Source organism: Streptomyces sp. WMMC1477 (genome assembly GCF_027460245.1).
Taxonomy (GTDB): Bacteria; Actinomycetota; Actinomycetes; order Streptomycetales; family Streptomycetaceae; genus Streptomyces.
This window is the reverse complement of record NZ_JAPZBD010000003.1, coordinates 1802166-1817722: the sequence shown is the minus strand read 5'-3', so window position 1 is coordinate 1817722 and position 15557 is coordinate 1802166. Positions and strand designations below refer to the sequence as shown.

General features: G+C 74.4%; 14 protein-coding genes. 7 read left to right on the top strand and 7 right to left on the bottom strand.

Annotation, left to right across the window (positions count from 1 at the left end; translation table 11 throughout):
• Positions 1–16: 16 nt before the first annotated feature.
• From O7609_RS08285 to rsmI, 5 genes are all read right to left on the bottom strand, one after another.
• Complete coding sequence (locus O7609_RS08285; RefSeq protein ID WP_269734316.1) at positions 17–910, bottom strand: 4-(cytidine 5'-diphospho)-2-C-methyl-D-erythritol kinase; 894 nt, start codon at positions 908–910, stop codon at positions 17–19.
• Positions 911–914: 4 nt separating this feature from the next.
• Positions 915–1877 (bottom strand): 16S rRNA (adenine(1518)-N(6)/adenine(1519)-N(6))-dimethyltransferase RsmA, encoded by a 963-nt coding sequence (gene rsmA, locus O7609_RS08280; RefSeq protein ID WP_269743338.1) that lies wholly within the window; start codon positions 1875–1877, stop codon positions 915–917.
• A gap of 9 nt (positions 1878–1886) precedes the next feature.
• Positions 1887–2741 (bottom strand): TatD family hydrolase, encoded by an 855-nt coding sequence (locus tag O7609_RS08275; RefSeq protein WP_269743337.1) that lies wholly within the window; start codon positions 2739–2741, stop codon positions 1887–1889.
• 162 nt (positions 2742–2903) lie between these two features.
• Positions 2904–3191: a hypothetical protein gene (locus tag O7609_RS08270; RefSeq protein ID WP_332328052.1), complete on the bottom strand. Its 288-nt coding sequence runs from the start codon at positions 3189–3191 to the stop codon at positions 2904–2906.
• Between the two features lie 164 nt (positions 3192–3355).
• Entirely contained in the window at positions 3356–4201 is an 846-nt protein-coding gene (gene rsmI / locus O7609_RS08265; RefSeq protein ID WP_269734313.1) for a 16S rRNA (cytidine(1402)-2'-O)-methyltransferase, read from the bottom strand.
• A gap of 62 nt (positions 4202–4263) precedes the next feature.
• Here rsmI and O7609_RS08260 point away from each other — a divergent pair, with 62 nt between their 5' ends.
• The 5 genes from O7609_RS08260 (at position 4264) to O7609_RS08240 (ending at position 12688) form a co-directional block, all read left to right on the top strand.
• Positions 4264–5943 carry a dolichyl-phosphate-mannose--protein mannosyltransferase gene (locus O7609_RS08260; RefSeq protein WP_443072082.1) on the top strand — a complete coding sequence of 560 codons (1680 nt, stop codon included), beginning with the start codon at positions 4264–4266 and terminating at the stop codon, positions 5941–5943.
• A 165-nt stretch (positions 5944–6108) separates the two neighbouring features.
• Positions 6109–7743, top strand: a complete 1635-nt coding sequence (locus O7609_RS08255) for a penicillin-binding transpeptidase domain-containing protein (RefSeq protein ID WP_269734307.1) — start codon at positions 6109–6111, stop codon at positions 7741–7743.
• Between the two features lie 126 nt (positions 7744–7869).
• Positions 7870–9717: an ABC-F family ATP-binding cassette domain-containing protein gene (locus tag O7609_RS08250; protein ID WP_269734306.1), complete on the top strand. Its 1848-nt coding sequence runs from the start codon at positions 7870–7872 to the stop codon at positions 9715–9717.
• Positions 9718–9974: 257 nt separating this feature from the next.
• Positions 9975–11810: an outer membrane protein assembly factor BamB family protein gene (locus O7609_RS08245; RefSeq protein WP_269734305.1), complete on the top strand. Its 1836-nt coding sequence runs from the start codon at positions 9975–9977 to the stop codon at positions 11808–11810.
• Positions 11811–12034: 224 nt separating this feature from the next.
• Positions 12035–12688 (top strand): response regulator transcription factor, encoded by a 654-nt coding sequence (locus O7609_RS08240; protein WP_269743336.1) that lies wholly within the window; start codon positions 12035–12037, stop codon positions 12686–12688.
• Here the strand turns inward: O7609_RS08240 and O7609_RS08235 are convergent.
• The gene (locus O7609_RS08235) at positions 12681–13130 is read right to left on the bottom strand and encodes a GNAT family N-acetyltransferase (RefSeq protein ID WP_269743335.1); all 450 of its coding nucleotides are present in this window, start codon (positions 13128–13130) and stop codon (positions 12681–12683) included. The genes O7609_RS08240 and O7609_RS08235 overlap by 8 nt on opposite strands.
• A gap of 146 nt (positions 13131–13276) precedes the next feature.
• On the opposite strand from O7609_RS08235, the gene O7609_RS08230 reads away from it, so the two are divergent.
• Positions 13277–14017: a response regulator transcription factor gene (locus tag O7609_RS08230; RefSeq protein ID WP_269734302.1), complete on the top strand. Its 741-nt coding sequence runs from the start codon at positions 13277–13279 to the stop codon at positions 14015–14017.
• A 2-nt stretch (positions 14018–14019) separates the two neighbouring features.
• Here the strand turns inward: O7609_RS08230 and O7609_RS08225 are convergent, their stop codons facing one another.
• The gene (locus O7609_RS08225) at positions 14020–14523 is read right to left on the bottom strand and encodes a MarR family winged helix-turn-helix transcriptional regulator (protein ID WP_269734301.1); all 504 of its coding nucleotides are present in this window, start codon (positions 14521–14523) and stop codon (positions 14020–14022) included.
• Between the two features lie 148 nt (positions 14524–14671).
• Between O7609_RS08225 and O7609_RS08220 the strand changes: the two genes are divergently transcribed.
• Positions 14672–15490, top strand: a complete 819-nt coding sequence (locus O7609_RS08220) for a trans-aconitate 2-methyltransferase (RefSeq protein ID WP_269734300.1) — start codon at positions 14672–14674, stop codon at positions 15488–15490.
• Positions 15491–15557: the final 67 nt, after the last annotated feature.

Sequence of the window (15557 nt, the reverse complement as noted above, 5' to 3'; positions counted from 1 at the left end):
AAGTCCGGTCGGGCCGTCAGGCGCCGGTGGCGCCGGGGGCGGGGGAGGGGGCGGGGCGGGCGGTGCGGCAGGTGCCGGAGGCGGTGAGGGCCTCGGCCACCTTGCGGGCGGCGGCCGCGTCGGCGGTGAGGAAGGCGCAGGTCGGGCCGGAGCCGGAGACGAGGGCGGCGAGGGCGCCCGCCTCCGTGCCGGCGGCGAGGGTGTCGGCCAGGGCGGGGCGCAGGGACAGCGCGGCGGGCTGGAGATCGTTGGCGAGGGTGGCGGCGAGCCCGTGGACGTCGCCGGTGCGCAGGGCGTCGAGCAGGGCCGGGGACGGCTCGGGCTGGGGGACGTCGCGGCCGGCGGCCAGCCGGTCGAACTCGCGGTAGACGGCCGGGGTGGACAGGCCGCCGTCGGCCACCGCGAAGACCCAGTGGAAGGTGCCGCCGACCTGAAGCGGGGTCAGCAGCTCGCCGCGGCCCCGGCCGAGGGCGGCGCCGCCGACCAGCGAGAAGGGGACGTCCGAGCCCAGCTCGGCGCAGATCTCCAGCAGTTCGGCGCGGGGCGTGCGGGTGCCCCACAGGGTGTCGCAGGCGAGCAGGGCGCCCGCGGCGTCGGCACTGCCGCCCGCCATGCCGCCGGCGACCGGGATGTCCTTGGCGATGTGCAGGTGGACGTCGGGGGCGATGCCGTGCCGGGCGGCCAGCAGCCGGGCGGCACGGACCGCCAGGTTGGAGTCGTCCAGGGGCACCTGGTCGGCGTCCGGGCCGGTGCAGGTGATGCGCGGCTCGGCCGCGGGCGCCGCGGTGACCTCGTCGTACAGGCCGACGGCGAGGAACACGTTGGCCAGGTCGTGGAAGCCGTCGGGGCGGGCCGGGCCCACCGCCAGCTGCACGTTGACCTTCGCCGGCACCCGAACCGTGACGCTCATCTGGTCAGTCCCCCTCGACCGTTCGTTCCGCTCGTTCCGTCTTCCCAGCGTTCTCTTCGACGTTCTCGCCGGTGTCCTTGCCGATGTTCGCCGCCTGTTCGGCGATCGCGGCGAAGTCCGTCACCGTCAGCGACTCCCCGCGCGCCTGCGGCGAGACGCCCGCCGCCCGCAGGGCCTGCTCCGCGTTGGCGGCCGAACCGGCCCAGCCGCTCAGCGCGGCCCGCAGCGTCTTGCGGCGCTGGGCGAAGGCGGCGTCCACGACGGCGAACACCTCCGCCCGGCTCGCGGTGGTGCTGGGCGGCTCCCGGCGCACCAGCGACACCAGGCCCGAGTCCACCTTGGGCGCGGGCCAGAACACGTTCCGCCCGATGGCCCCGGCCCGCCGGACCTCGGCGTACCAGGCGGCCTTGACGGACGGCACGCCGTAGACCTTGGAGCCGGGGGCGGCCGCCAGCCGGTCCGCGACCTCGGACTGCACCATCACGAGCGTCCGCTCGACGCTGGGGAACGTGGCGAGCATGTGCAGCAGCACCGGGACGGCGACGTTGTAGGGCAGGTTGGCCACGAGCGCGGTGGGCTCGGGGCCCGGCAGTTCGGTGACGTGCAGCGCGTCGGAGTGGACGAGCGCGAAGCGCTCGGCGGCGCCCGGCAGGCGCTCGGCCACCGTGCCCGGCAGGGCCGCGGCCAGGACGTCGTCGATCTCGACGGCGGTCACCCAGCGGGCCGTCTCCAGCAACGCCAGGGTCAGGGAGCCCAGCCCCGGGCCGATCTCCACTACGACGTCCTCGGGCCGCACCTGGGCGGTGCGCACGATCCGGCGGACGGTGTTGGCGTCGATGACGAAGTTCTGCCCGCGCTGCTTCGTGGGCCGCACCCCGAGCGCGGCGGCCAGCTCGCGCACGTCGGCGGGCCCGAGCAGCGCGTCCGGCGGACCGGCCGCGGCGGCGGGGTCGGGGGGTGTGCTCACCGGGGCAGTTTACGGGGCGTGCGGATAGCCGAAGGCCCGCGCGGTGTTCTCCGCGACGTGCCCGGCGAGCACGTTCACGTCCGTCCGCCGCACCTCGGCCATGGCGCGCAGCGTCACGGGGATCAGATAGGGCGCGTTCGGGCGGCCCCGGTAGGGGACGGGAGTGAGGAACGGTGCGTCCGTCTCCACCAGCAGCAGCTCCGGCGGGGCGACGGCCAGGGCGTCGCGGAGCGGCTGGGCGCTCTTGAACGTCACGTTGCCGGCGAAGGACATGTAGTAGCCCTTGGCGGCGCAGACTTTCGCCATCTCCGCGTCTCCGGAGTAGCAGTGGAAGACGGTCCGCTCCGGGGCGCCCTCCTCGTCCAGGATGCGCAGGACGTCCTCGTGGGCGTCGCGGTCGTGGATGACCAGCGCCTTGCCGAGCTCCTTGGCGAGCGCGATGTGCCGGCGGAAGGACTCCTGCTGGGCGGCCATGCCTTCGGGGCCGGTGCGGAAGTAGTCGAGCCCGGTCTCGCCGACGGCCAGCACCTGCGGGAGGGCGGCGAGCTCGGCGATGCCCGCCAGCGCGTCCTCCAGCGCCCGGGGACCCTCCTCCAGTGTCAGCCGCGGCGCCTCGTTCGGGTGCAGCGCCACGGCCGCCCAGACCGCCGGGTGCTCGTCCGCGACCTCGGCCGCCCAGCGGGCCCGCTCCAGGTCGCAGCCGATCTGCACGACGGTCGTGACCCCGACCGAGGCGGCCTTCTCCAGGGCCTCGGCCACGGGGGCGTCCTGCATGTCGAGGTGGGTGTGGGAGTCGGCCACGGCCACGTCGAGGGGCTCGGGCGGCGGTGGCGCGGACGGGTCGGCGGTCGATGACGCGGGCATGCGTCCGATCCTATGGGCTGCCTGCCGCCACCCGCTCATGCGGGACGTCCGCCCACGCGGGACGTCCGCCCACGCGGGACGTCCGCCCACGCGGTCCCGACCGCTCGTGTGGTCCCGGCCGTCCGTCGTGGCCGGCGGGCCGCGTCGCGGCCCCGGCGGGCCTCAGTGGCTGAGCGGCGGCCAGCCCACTCCCATCGCCGTCGCGACCGAGGCGGCCTGCCCCGCCCGCACGATCCGTACGTCGTGCCCGCCGCACTGGGGGCAGGTGAGCCGGCTGAGCGGGGAGGGGACCCGCTCGCCGTCGGCGAAGTAGAGCAGGTACGGCCGGTTGTCCCGGTCGACGTGGTGCTCGATCTCGTACGTCTGCTCCCATGACTGGCCGCAGGCCAGGCAGGCGAAGGCGTACGACTCCTGGACCGTACGCGGCGGCGCGTCCCTGAAGTCGGTCATGGCGGCTCCTCCCACTACCGAATTCGAGCGTAGACCCGTACTGGCGAGTAGGAGATATCGGTGCAGAATGCCGCATAAGGGCGCTCCGGCGGCCACCCCAGCCCACCCCTGCCCATCCCGGGGGCTCCTCAGGGCCACCCCGGGCCCCGGGGCGTGCCGCGGCCCTACGGCCGGGGCTTGGCGGCGACGACGGCGTCGAACACCGCGCGCTTGCGCACGCCCGTCTCCCTGGCCACCGACGCGATGGCCTCCTTGCGCGGCTCGCCCGCCTCCTCGCGCGCCGCGACCCGCCGCGCGAGCTCCGTCGCGTCCAGCTCGGCGGCGTCCGGCTCCGGGGCGCCGGCCACCACCACGGTGATCTCCCCGCGCACGCCGTCGGCCGCCCAGTCGGCCAGCTCCGCCAGCGGGCCGCGCCGGACCTCCTCGTACGTCTTCGTCAGCTCGCGGCACACGGCCGCCCGCCGCTGTGGGCCGAAGGCCTCCGCCATCGCGGCGAGCGTGGCCGCGAGCCGGTGCGGGGACTCGAAGTAGACGAGCGTCCGGCGCTCGCCGGCGAGCTCGGCCAGCCGGGACCGCCGCTCGCCCGGCTTGCGGGGCGGGAAGCCCTCGAAGCAGAACCGGTCCACCGGCAGTCCCGACAGCGCCAGCGCCGTGAGCACCGCCGACGGCCCGGGCACGGCCGTCACCCGCACCCCGTGCTCGACCGCGGCGGCCACGAGCCGGTACCCGGGGTCGGAGACGGAGGGCATGCCCGCGTCCGTCACCAGCAGCACCCGGGCCCCGCCGGTCAGCTCCTCGGTCAGCTCCGCGGTGCGCGCGGCCTCGTTGCCCTCGAAGTACGACACGACGCGCCCGGCCGGCCGCACCCCGAGGGCCTGGGCCAGCCGCCGCAGCCGCCGGGTGTCCTCGGCGGCGACGACGTCGGCCTCGGCCAGTTCCGTCGCCAGCCGGGGCGGGGCGTCGGCCACGTCGCCGATGGGGGTTCCTGCCAGTACGAGCGTTCCGTTCACCGCACCATCCTCGCACCGCCGCCTGCGGGACCGCCGCGCCCCGCGTTCCCTACGATGTCCCGGTGAGGAGTGAGATCACGGCGCCGGGCCGGGAGCGCCCCGCGATCGAACCCACCCGTTCAGGGTGGCCGGACCGGCTGCGCCGCTACGGCTACGCGCCCCCGCCGCGCGACGGGGTGCGGGAGCGGCTGGTCCCGCCCTTCCCGGTGGCGCGGGCGCGCGTGTGGTCGGTGCTCGGCGTCGAGCCGCGGTGGCGCGGCTGGGGCGGGCCGCTCCTCGTCGCGCTCGTGGCCGGGCTGATGCGGTTCTGGCGGCTCGGCTCCCCGCGCGAGGTGATATTCGACGAGACGTACTACGCCAAGGACGCCTGGTCGCTGCGGGAGCTGTTCTACGAGGGCACCTGGGACAAGGGGGCCAATGAGGCCATCCTGGCCGACCCGCAGTCGATCCCGCTCCTGGAAAACCCCTCCTACGTCGTGCATCCGCCGGTGGGCAAGTGGGTCATCGCCGTGGGCGAGCAGCTCTTCGGCCTGACGCCGTTCGGCTGGCGCTTCATGGTGGCGGTGCTGGGCACCCTGTCCGTGCTCATGCTGTGCCGGATCGGCCGCCGGCTGTTCCGCTCGACCCTGCTCGGCTGCGTCGCGGGCGCGCTGCTGGCCGTGGACGGCCTGCACTTCGTCATGAGCCGCACCGCGCTCCTCGACATCGTCCTCATGTTCTTCGTGCTGGCCGCCTTCGGCTGCCTGCTCCTCGACCGCGACCGGACCCGGGCCCGGCTGGCCGCCGCCCTGCCCCAGGACCGTCCGGACGACGCCGTCGCCGCCCTGCCGCTGGGCGCGCGCCCCTGGCGGCTCGCGGCCGGGGTCTGCCTCGGGCTCGCCTGCGGGACGAAGTGGAGCGGGCTGTTCGTGCTGGCCGCGTTCGGCCTGCTCACCGTCGCCTGGGACGTCGGGGCCCGGCGCACCGCGGGGGCCCGGCGGCCGCTGCGGGCCATGCTCCGCCGGGACGCGGGCCCCGCCTTCCTCTCCCTCGTCCCCGTCGCGGGGCTGGTCTACCTCGCGTCCTGGAGCGGCTGGTTCGCCAGCGACGGCGGCTACCACCGGAACTGGCACGAGGGACCGGGGGCCGAGACGTCCTTCGGCTTCGTGCCCGGCCCGCTGCGCAGCCTGTGGCACTACGAGTGGCAGAAGCTCACCTTCCACGTCGACCTCACCGACGGGCACGCGTACGACTCCCACCCGTGGAGCTGGATCGTGACCGCGCGGCCCGTGTCGTACTTCTACGAGTCCCGCGAGCCGGGCGAGGGTGGCTGCGCGGAGGGCGGGGGCTGCGCCCAGGAGGTGCTGGCGCTGGGCACGCCGCTGCTGTGGTGGCTCGGCTGCGCCGCGCTCGTGTACGCCCTCTACCGCTGGGCGCTGCGGCGGGACTGGCGCTCCGGCGCGCTGCTGTGCGGGCTGGCGGCCGGCTACCTGCCGTGGTTCGTCTTCCAGGAACGCACCATCTTCTACTTCTACGCCGTCGTGTTCGTGCCCTTCCTGTGCCTCGCGGTCGCCCAGCTGCTGGGCGCGGCGGCCGGGCCGCCGCGCTCGACCGAGGTGCGCCGGGCCGTCGGGCTGGTGGCCTGCGGGGTGCTCGCGCTGCTCGTCGTGTGGAACTTCGTCTACTTCTGGCCGCTCTACACCGGCCAGGAGCTCTCCATGGAGGAGTGGCGCGCCCGCATGTGGCTGGGCACCTGGATCTGACCGGCGGGCCGGGCGGCGCTGTCGCGCTCCGGCCGGTCCGCTCTGTCACACTCCGGCAACGGCCCGGCTCCGGGAAGGACGGCGCCACCACACCGCCGGGTGCGTGCTCTAGGGTGCGACGTGGTCCCCGGTGGCCACCGGGGAGGGGTGGAGGACCGAGGACTTATGAGAGACGCTCAGCGCATGGCGGTGATCGGCGCCGTCTGTGCCGTTGCCGTGGCGACGGCCGGTTTCGGCGCGTACGCCCTGGTGGGGGACGACGAGGGCAGCGGCAACAGCACCGTGAGCGGCCAGGACGACGGCAAGCCCGGCGGTAAGGAGACCGGCCCGCTCAGCGCCACCGAGGTGCGGGGCGTGGCGGAGGAGTTCCTCACCGCGTGGGAGTCCGGGGACGCCGCGAAGGCGGCCGAGCTCACCGACGAGGAGGCCGCTGCCAGGGCCGCCCTGACGGCGTTCACCGAGGACGCCGGGGTCACGGGCGTGACGCTCACGGAGGGCGCGCCCAGCGGGGCGAAGGTGCCCTTCGACCTCACCGCCCAGCTCGCCCACGAGGACGTGACCGGCAGCGTCGAGTACGACGGCGCGCTGACCGTCGTCCGGGACGCCGACACCGGGGAGCCCGTCGTCGACTGGGAGCCCTCCGTGCTGCACCCGGAGCTGGCCGAGGGGGAGCGGATCGTCACCGACGCGGGCGGCATGCCCGAGGTGATCACCGTCGACCGGGACGGCGAGGAGCTGACGGCCGAGGAGTTCCCCGAGCTGAAGGAGGTGCTCCTCGACGTCTCCAAGCGCTACGCCGAGGACTCCGAGGGCGTCGCCCCCGTCTCGATGCGGATCGTCGACAAGGGCGGCGAGGAGAAGAAGGTCCTGACGAAGCTGTCGGAGGGTGAGCCGGGCAAGATCCCGACCACCATCGACGCGAACCTCCAGCGGGCCGCGCAGGCCGCGCTCAAGGACAGGAAGAACGGCGCGGCCGTCGCCGTCCGGCCCAGCACCGGCGAGATCCTGGCCATCGCGGACGCCCCGGCCGGCGGCTTCAACGCGGCGCTGCGCGGCTCGTACGCCCCGGGCTCGACCTGGAAGGTCGTCAGCGCCTCGATGCTCATCGAGAAGAACCTGGCCAGCGCCGACAAGCCGCACCCGTGCCCGAAGTACTTCACCCACGGTGGCTGGAAGTTCCAGAACCTGGACGAGTTCGAGATCGAGGGCGGCACCTTCCGGGACAGCTTCGCCGCGTCCTGCAACACCGCTTTCATCAGCCAGGCTCCCGAGCTCGCCGACGACGACCTGACCCAGCAGGCCCGGGACCTCTTCGGCATCGGCCTGACCTGGAGCGTCGGCACCGGGACGTTCGACGGCTCGGTCCCCGTGCAGGCCGACGCCCAGATGGCCGCCTCCCTGATCGGCCAGGGCGGGGTGCGTGCGAACCCGCTCAACATGGCCTCCGTCGCGGCGACGGTGAAGGCGGGCGTGTTCAAGCAGCCGTACCTCGTCCCGCCCACGGTGGACAACCGCAAGCTGGCCACCGCGCCGCGCGCGATGAGCCCGGCGCTGGCGGCCGAGCTGCGCTCGCTGATGAAGACGACTGCCACCAGCGGCACCGCCGCCCAGGCGATGGCCTCCGTCGGCGGCGACAAGGGCGGCAAGACCGGCTCCGCCGAGGTGGACGGCCAGGACAAGCCCAACGCGTGGTTCATCGGCTACAGCGACGACCTGGCCGCCGCCGCGGTGATCCCGAACTCGGGACACGGCGGCACGAACGCCGGACCGGTCGTGGCGGAGATCCTCAACGCGGGCTGACCCGCCCCGCCCGGACCGCCGACTCCACCCCGACCTCCGCCCCGCGCACGGACCGCCCCCCGGGTGCGGGGCGAATGGTGCGACTACGCTGGGGAATTGCCCCACCGTGACAAGGAGCCGCACCGTATGGCCGTCAACCTGGTCAATCTGGAAGCCGTCAGCAAGGCGTACACGCTGCGCACCCTGCTGGACGGCATCTCCCTCGGCGTGAGTGAGGGGGACCGGATCGGGGTCGTGGGCCGCAACGGCGACGGCAAGACGACGCTGATCCGCATCCTGGCCAAGCTGGAACGGGCCGACGAGGGCCGGGTCACCCATGCGGGCGGGCTTCGGCTGGGTGTGCTGACGCAGCACGACGCCCTGGACCCGACCGCCACCGTCCGACAGGAGGTCGTCGGGGAGCTGGCCGACCACGAGTGGGCCGGGAACGCCCGGGTGCGGGACGTGCTGACCGGGCTGTTCGGCGGGCTGGACCTGCCCGGCTTCCCGCAGGGCATGGACACCGTCATCGGCCCGCTCTCCGGTGGCGAGCGGCGCCGGATCGCTCTGGCCAAGCTCCTCATCGCCGAGCAGGACCTCGTCGTGCTCGACGAGCCCACCAACCACCTTGACGTCGAGGGCATCTCCTGGCTCGCGGCGCACCTGCGGGCCCGCCGCTCGGCGCTCGTGTGCGTCACCCACGACCGCTGGTTCCTCGACCAGGTCTGCACCCGGATGTGGGACGTGCAGGGGGGCGTCGTCCACGAGTACGAGGGCGGCTACAGCGACTACGTCTTCGCCCGGGCCGAGCGCGAGCGCATCGCCGCGTCGGAGGAGGCCAAGCGGCGCAACCTCGTCCGCAAGGAGCTGGCCTGGCTGCGCCGGGGCGCCCCCGCCCGCACCAGCAAGCCGCGCTTCCGGATCGAGGCGGCCAACGCGCTGATCGAGAGCGAGCCGCCCGCCCGGGACAGCGCCGAGCTGACGCGCTTCGCCGGGGCCCGGCTCGGCAAGACGGTGTTCGACCTGGAGGACGTCACCGTCCAGGCCGGCCCGCACGCACTGCTGGAGCGTCTGACCTGGCAGCTCGGGCCGGGTGACCGCATCGGCCTCGTCGGCGTCAACGGAGCGGGCAAGACCTCGCTGCTGCGGGCCATGGACTCCGCGGCGCGCAGCGACGGCGAGGAGCAGCCCGCCGGGGGCCGGATCACCGTCGGACGCACGGTGCGGCTGGCCTACCTGTCCCAGGAGGTCTCCGAGCTGGACCCGGCCCTGCGGGTGCTGGAGGCCGTGGAGGGCGTCCGGGGCCGGGTGGACCTGGGCAAGGGGCGCGAGATGACCGCCTCGCAGCTCTGCGAGCAGTTCGGCTTCGGCAAGGAGAAGCAGTGGACGCCGGTGGGCGACCTGTCGGGTGGTGAGCGGCGCCGGCTCCAGCTGCTGCGCCTGCTCATGGACGAGCCCAACGTGCTGTTCCTGGACGAGCCCACGAACGACCTGGACATCGAGACGCTGACGCAGCTGGAGGACCTGCTCGACGGCTGGCCCGGCTCGCTGGTCGTCATCAGCCACGACCGCTACTTCGTCGAGCGCACCACCGACCGGGTGTTCGCCCTGCTCGGTGACCGGACGCTGCGGATGCTGCCGCGCGGGATCGACGAGTACCTGGAGCGGCGCGAGCGGGCCCGGGCCGCCCAGGGGCCGGGCGGTGCGGCAGGCGGTGGCGCGACGGGCGCCGGTGCGACGGGTGGGGCCGCGGCCCCGGCCACCCCGGCGGCCGGGAAGCCCGCCGCCGTCTCCCGGGCCGCGCAGAAGGAACTGCAGCGCATCGAGCGGCAGCTCGACAAGCTCGGCGAGCGGCAGAGCACCCTGCACGCGCGGATGGCCGAGTGCGCAACCGACTTCGAACGCGTCGCGGAACTCGACGGTGAGCTGCGCGAGCTGACGGAGCGGAAGGACGAGCTGGAGCTGCGCTGGCTGGAACTGGCCGACGGGCAGTGACCCGGCCCGGGACGTCCCGGTGGGCGGTGCGGCGGCCGTCTTCCGGACTGCCGCCGGTAACGGGTGTGTTCCGGCTCGGTGGCGACTGCGGTGCCTCCTGGGAACCGAACGAGGAGCCTTCGGTGTCCGGTGGTACAAAGGGCTTCGCCCAAGTTCCAGTCGATTGCCGAGACCAGGCGGGCCAAATGTCCGATTCGCTCGTCCCTACGGGGGAATGAGGGGCAGGGCAATCGGTCCGCATGCGCAGAAGGACCGCCATGTCGCAGCCGCCGCCACCCAGCCAGCCGCCCAACCAGCCGCCGGGGCCCCCGGGACAGCCGCCGAACCAGCCGCCGTCCGGCGGCTTCGGCCCGCCGCCGGAGCCTCCGGCCGAGGGCCCCTCGTTCCAGAAGGGGCCGGAGCAGCCCGGTCAGCCGCCGCAGACCCCGCCGCCGCCCGGGCAGGCACCCGGTGGTTACGGCTACCCGCAGGCGCCCGGCCAGCCCCCCGGCCAGGACCCGGCCCAGACGCCGCCGCCCGCGGGCTACGGCTACCCGCAGGGGCCCGGTCAGGCCCCGGGCCAGCCCGGCCCCTACGCACAGCCGGGCCCGTACGGGCAGCCGGGCCAGCCCGCGCCGTACGCCCAGCCGGGACAGCCCGGCCCCTACGGCCAGCAGCCGACGTACCCGCTGCCGAACGTGCCGCAGGGCCAGGGCGGCGGGAACAAGAAGCTGCTGGTCATCGTGGCGGCCGTGGTGGCCGTCGCGCTGATCGCCGTCGGCGGCATCTTCCTGTTCACCGGCGGTGACGACGACCCGCAGGCCAAGGACGACGACAAGGGCCACAGCCAGGGCGGCGAGGACGGCGGTGCCGACGGCGGCCAGGACGGTGGCAAGGGGGGCGAGCAGAAGGAGCCGCAGGACACCAAGGGCGAGCTGGCCTGGCAGGTCGAGCCGCCCACCGACTTCAACGCCAAGATCATCATGGAGCTCCCGGGCGTCTGGTTCGCCGGTGACAACGTCGTCAAGTACGAGCACGACGCGGTCCGCGCCTACAACCTGGAGACGGGTCGGAAGGCCTGGGAGATCCCGGCGGTCCGCGGTGAGCGGTGCGCCGCGGCGGACACGGCCTCCGGCGACAAGACGATGATCCTGTGGGGCCGCAAGTGCGAGAAGGCCATGGGCATCGACCTCGCGGCGGGCAAGGAGCTGTGGCGCGCGGACCTTCCGGCCAAGGAAGGCGAGAGCATGGCCGACGTCAGCTACCCGCAGATCGGGGTCAGCGGCGACATCGCCGGCGCCGCCTGGATCGGCGGCTCGGCCGCCTACAACCTGACCAGCGGCAAGCTGCTGTGGAAGCCCACCGAGGACTACACCGAGTGCCGGGACCGTGCCTACGTGGGCGGCGACATGTTCCTCTCGAAGGTCGAGTGCGGCTTCGGCGACGAGGAGAAGCTCCAGCACCTGGACGCGAAGGGGGGCAAGAAGGCCGAGTGGGTCGCTCCGAACGGCGTGGAGATCAAGCGGGTGTTCTCGACCGACCCCCTGGTCATCGGCGTCAACGCGGGCGGTGAGAGCAGCATCTCCATCACCGACCTGATGGTCCTCTCCCAGGACCTGAAGCTCCAGCAGAAGATCACCGTTGACGAGGAGCGCTTCCAGTACGACTCCGCGGGCATCGGCCTGACGGAAGCCCACAACGTCGTCGTGGACCCGGACGCCAACGTGATCTACCTGGAGACGAAGGCCCACCAGGGCGGCGAGAGCCGGACGAACGAGATCGTCTCCTACGACCTCAAGACCGGCGGCCAGAAGCAGGTCTTCGAGCTGGGGCAGGCGGGGAGCATCTCGCCGGTCGCCATGCACGACGGGAAGCTGCTGGCCTTCGCCGACGGCGGCTACGAGGTGGAGGCCAACCTCCAGCTCCTGGACCCGGCGACGGGCAAGGGCGAGCTCTTCCTCGAACTGCCGACGGACGACGACGAGGACCTGCGGCGGATGACCACGACCTCCAACGCCCGGCCTCTGTACGGCAACGGCACGTTCCTGCTGGTCGCGCACCAGCTGTTCAAGGAGACCTCCCTCAACAAGGCGGTGCTGATGGCCGTGCGCTGAGCACGGGCCGCACCGGGCGGGCCGCACGCGTCGTCGCGTGCGGCCCGCCGTCGTGTCAGGGCTGGGCGTCGGGGCTGGGTTTCGGGGCTGCGCGGGCGGGCGCGAGGCGGTAGCTTGCCCGGCTACGGATCGTGTGAGCGGGCGCACCGCGGACCGTGCGACGACGGTGTGCGCACACGGCCGGCGTTCGGGGGACGGACGGGCGGAGAGGGGCGGGAGCGGTGATGGGGGTACGGGTCGTGGTCGTCGACGAGTACCGGCTGCAGGCCGAGGCGTTGGCCTCGGCGCTGCGGCTGCGCGGGCACCGGGTGCTGGCCGCGCTGACCGCGGACGCGGACGCCGTCGAGGTGGTGGTGCGCAGGCGGCCCGAGGTGTGCCTGTGGGGGACGGGTGTGCCCGGGACGCCGGGGGCGTTCGAGCCCGTGGCGCTGATCAGGGCGCGGCAGCCGCTGACGTCCGTCGTCGTGCTCGGCCCGGTGCCCCATCCCCGGGGCGTGGCGGCAGCGTTCGCCGCCGGGGCGTGCGGCTACGTGCCCTGCGGGGAGCGGGTGGCCCAGGTGGACCGGGCGCTGTGCCGGGTGCGGGCGGGGGAGGCGGCGGTCACGCCGGAGCTGTTGCGGCAGGCGTTCACCGAGCTGCTGCACCCGGCGCCGGGGCCGGGGGAGGAGGCCGCGCGACTGCGGGCCCTGCTGACGGTCCGGGAGATCGAGGTGCTGACGCGGGTAGCCGAGGGCGAGGACACCCGGGGGGTCGCGGCGGCGCTGGGCATCGCGCCGAGCACGGCACGGACGCACGTGCAGCGGGTGCTGTCCAAGCTGGAGGTGGGTTCCCGGCTGGAGGCGGCGGCCCTGGCCGTGCGGACGGGGCTCCTCAGGTGAGCGGCTTGGTGAGCAGGTAGTCGGTGACGCCGGGCGGGTAGTCGGGCAGCGCCAGCGCGATGGTGTAGCCGTGCAGTTGGTAGAAGCCGGGGGCCTGGAAGTCCCAGGTGCCGACCCGGGCGAAGAGGCAGTCGTGCTCTCGGCGGGCGATCTCCTCGGCACGGGCGAGGAGCCGACCGCCGAGTCCGGCGCCGCGGTGGTGCTCGTCGACCCACAGGTAGTCGACGTGCAGCCACCGCCCCCAGACGTGCCCGACGAGCCCGCCGGCGAGGGCGTCGCCGTCCTCGGGGCCGAGGGCGTGGACGTGCAGGGGGACGTCGGTGTCCAGCGGGGTGTCGCGCATCGCGGCCAGCACGGGGGAGCGCCGGGTGTTGGTCTCCCGCAGCCGGGAGACCAGCAGGTCGCGACGGGCCGGGCTGACCGTCGTGTCGAAGGTGTACATGCGCGCCACACTAGGCCGCCGGGGGCCTGGGCCGGGAACGCTTTTCCCGGCCGGGCCCGGACGGATACCGCGGCGGGGCTTCCGCCGGGACGCGGCGTCCGTACCCTGGTCCGCACCGTGCCGGGGGTGTGCCGAGGGGTGGGTGTGTGCGACGGATCCGGGTACTGGTGGCGGACGGCCACCGGGTGTTCGCCGAGTCGATGGCCGCGGCGCTCGCGGCCGAGCCGGACTTGGAGCCTGCGGCGACGTCGAGCGGGGAGGCCGTGGTGCGCTGTCTGGAGCGGGGCGCGGTGGACGGGCGGCCCTTCGGGGTGCTGCTGGTCGACGTCGAGCTGATCGGCTCGGGCGGGGAGCCGGGGCCCGGCGCGGTGGAGGGGGCGCCGCTGCTGGCGCGGCTGCGGCGGGCGCATCCGGGGCTGCGGACGGTCGTGCTGGCGGCGCGGGACGACTCGCGGCGTGCCGCCGCGGCGTTCCAGGCGGGGGCGGTGGGCTGGGTGGCCAAGGGGGCGTCGCTGTCCCGGCTGCTGCTCGTCGTCCGGGGGGCGCTGCGGGACGAGACGCACGTGCCGCCCGCGCTGTTGACGGGCGTGCTGCGGGAGTTGACGGCGGGGGCGCGGCAGCGCAGCGAGGGGGAGCGGCTGCTGGCCTCGCTGACCCCGCGGGAGCACGAGGTGCTGCGGTGCATGGTGGCGGGGCTCGGGCGGAACGCGGTAGCGGAGCGCCTGTACCTGTCCCCGCACACGGTGCGGACGCACATGCAGAACGTGCTGGGCAAGCTGGGCGTCCACTCGACGCTGGCCGCGGTGGCGTTGGCGCGCCGGGCGGGGATCGGCGCGTCGGGCGGGGCCCCGGGCGGGGGCGGACCGGCGGCACAGCCCGGCCCCTGACGTCAGGGCCCGGCGGGAACGTTGTCGAAGGGGGCGGTGAGCCGGCGCAGCAGTCCGGCGAGGTCCGAGCGCTGGGCGGTGGACAGCTCGACGAGGATGGCCCGCTCCTGGGCGAGCAGCCCGGCGAGGGCCTGGTCCGCGCGGTCCCGGCCCTCGCCGGTGAGGCGGACGAGGACGCCGCGGCGGTCGCTGGGGTCGGGCAGCCGCTCGACGAGGCCCTTCTTGGCGAGCCGGTCGATGCGGTTCGTCATGGTGCCGGAGGTCACCAGCGTCTGGGTGAGGAGCTGGCCGGGGGAGAGCTGGTAGGGCGCACCGGCGCGCCGCAGGGAGGTGAGGACGTCGAACTCCCAGGGCTCCAGCCCGTGCTCCGCGAACGCGATCCGACGGGCCCGGTCGAGGTGGCGGGCGAGCCGGCTGACCCGGCTGAGCACTTCGAGCGGTTCCACGTCGAGATCGGGGCGTTCACGGCGCCACGCTGCCACCAGTCGATCGACCTCGTCCTCCATGCGATCAGTGTAGTAGTTGTGTCGCCATAAAGTTTCTTGATGTCGAGATAAATTCGAGGGATGACGGCCCTCCCAGGGTGGAAGGCTCCGATGGCCGGGACCGCCTGTCAGGCAGGGCCGGTCCGACGCACGCGAGGAGGCACCACACATGTCGTCCGCTCCAACCTGGGACCCACAGATCTACCTTCAGCACACGGACCACCGCACCCGCCCCTTCCACGACCTGCTGGAACGCATACCCGAGCTGCCCGCGGCCGGGCGCCCGGCCCGCATCGCCGACCTGGGCTGCGGCCCCGGCAACGTGACGGAGCTGCTGGCCCGCCGCTGGCCCGACGCGCGCATCACCGGCTACGACAGCTCACCCCAGATGCTCGCCGCCGCCCGGACTCGTGAGGGCGGCACCCCGGGCGGCGGACACCTCGACTTCACCCGCGGCGACATCGCCGACTGGGAACCCCAGGAGCAGTACGACCTGATCGTCTCCAACGCCGCGCTCCAGTGGGTGCGCGGCCACGCCGAACGCTTCAAGGCCTGGCTGGAGGCGCTGCCGCCCGGCGGCGTGCTGGCCTTCCAGGTGCCCGGCAACTTCACCTCGCCCAGCCATGCGCTGCTCGGCGAACTGTGCGACGCCCCCCGCTGGCGGGCACGCCTGGCGGACCAGGGCCGCCGCTACGTCCACATCCTCGAACCGGCCGAGTACCTCCGGTGGCTCACCGACCTCGGCTGCACGGCCGACGTGTGGGAGACGACGTACGTCCAGCTCCTCCAGGGCCGCGACGCCGTGCTCGACTGGGTGCGCGGCACGGCCCTGCGCCCGGTGCTGACGACCCTCGCCGACGACCCGGAGGCCGCGGAGGCGTTCGTCGCCGAGTACCGCGACCTCCTGCGGGCCGCCTACCCCGAGGGCCCGGACGGCACGGTGTTCCCGTTCCGCCGGATCTTCGCGGTGGCCCGCAAGCCCGCCTGACCCACGCCAGTCGGGGGCCACCCCCGTGACCCCCGGACGGCCGCCGCGGGGCGCCCGGAGCACTCGG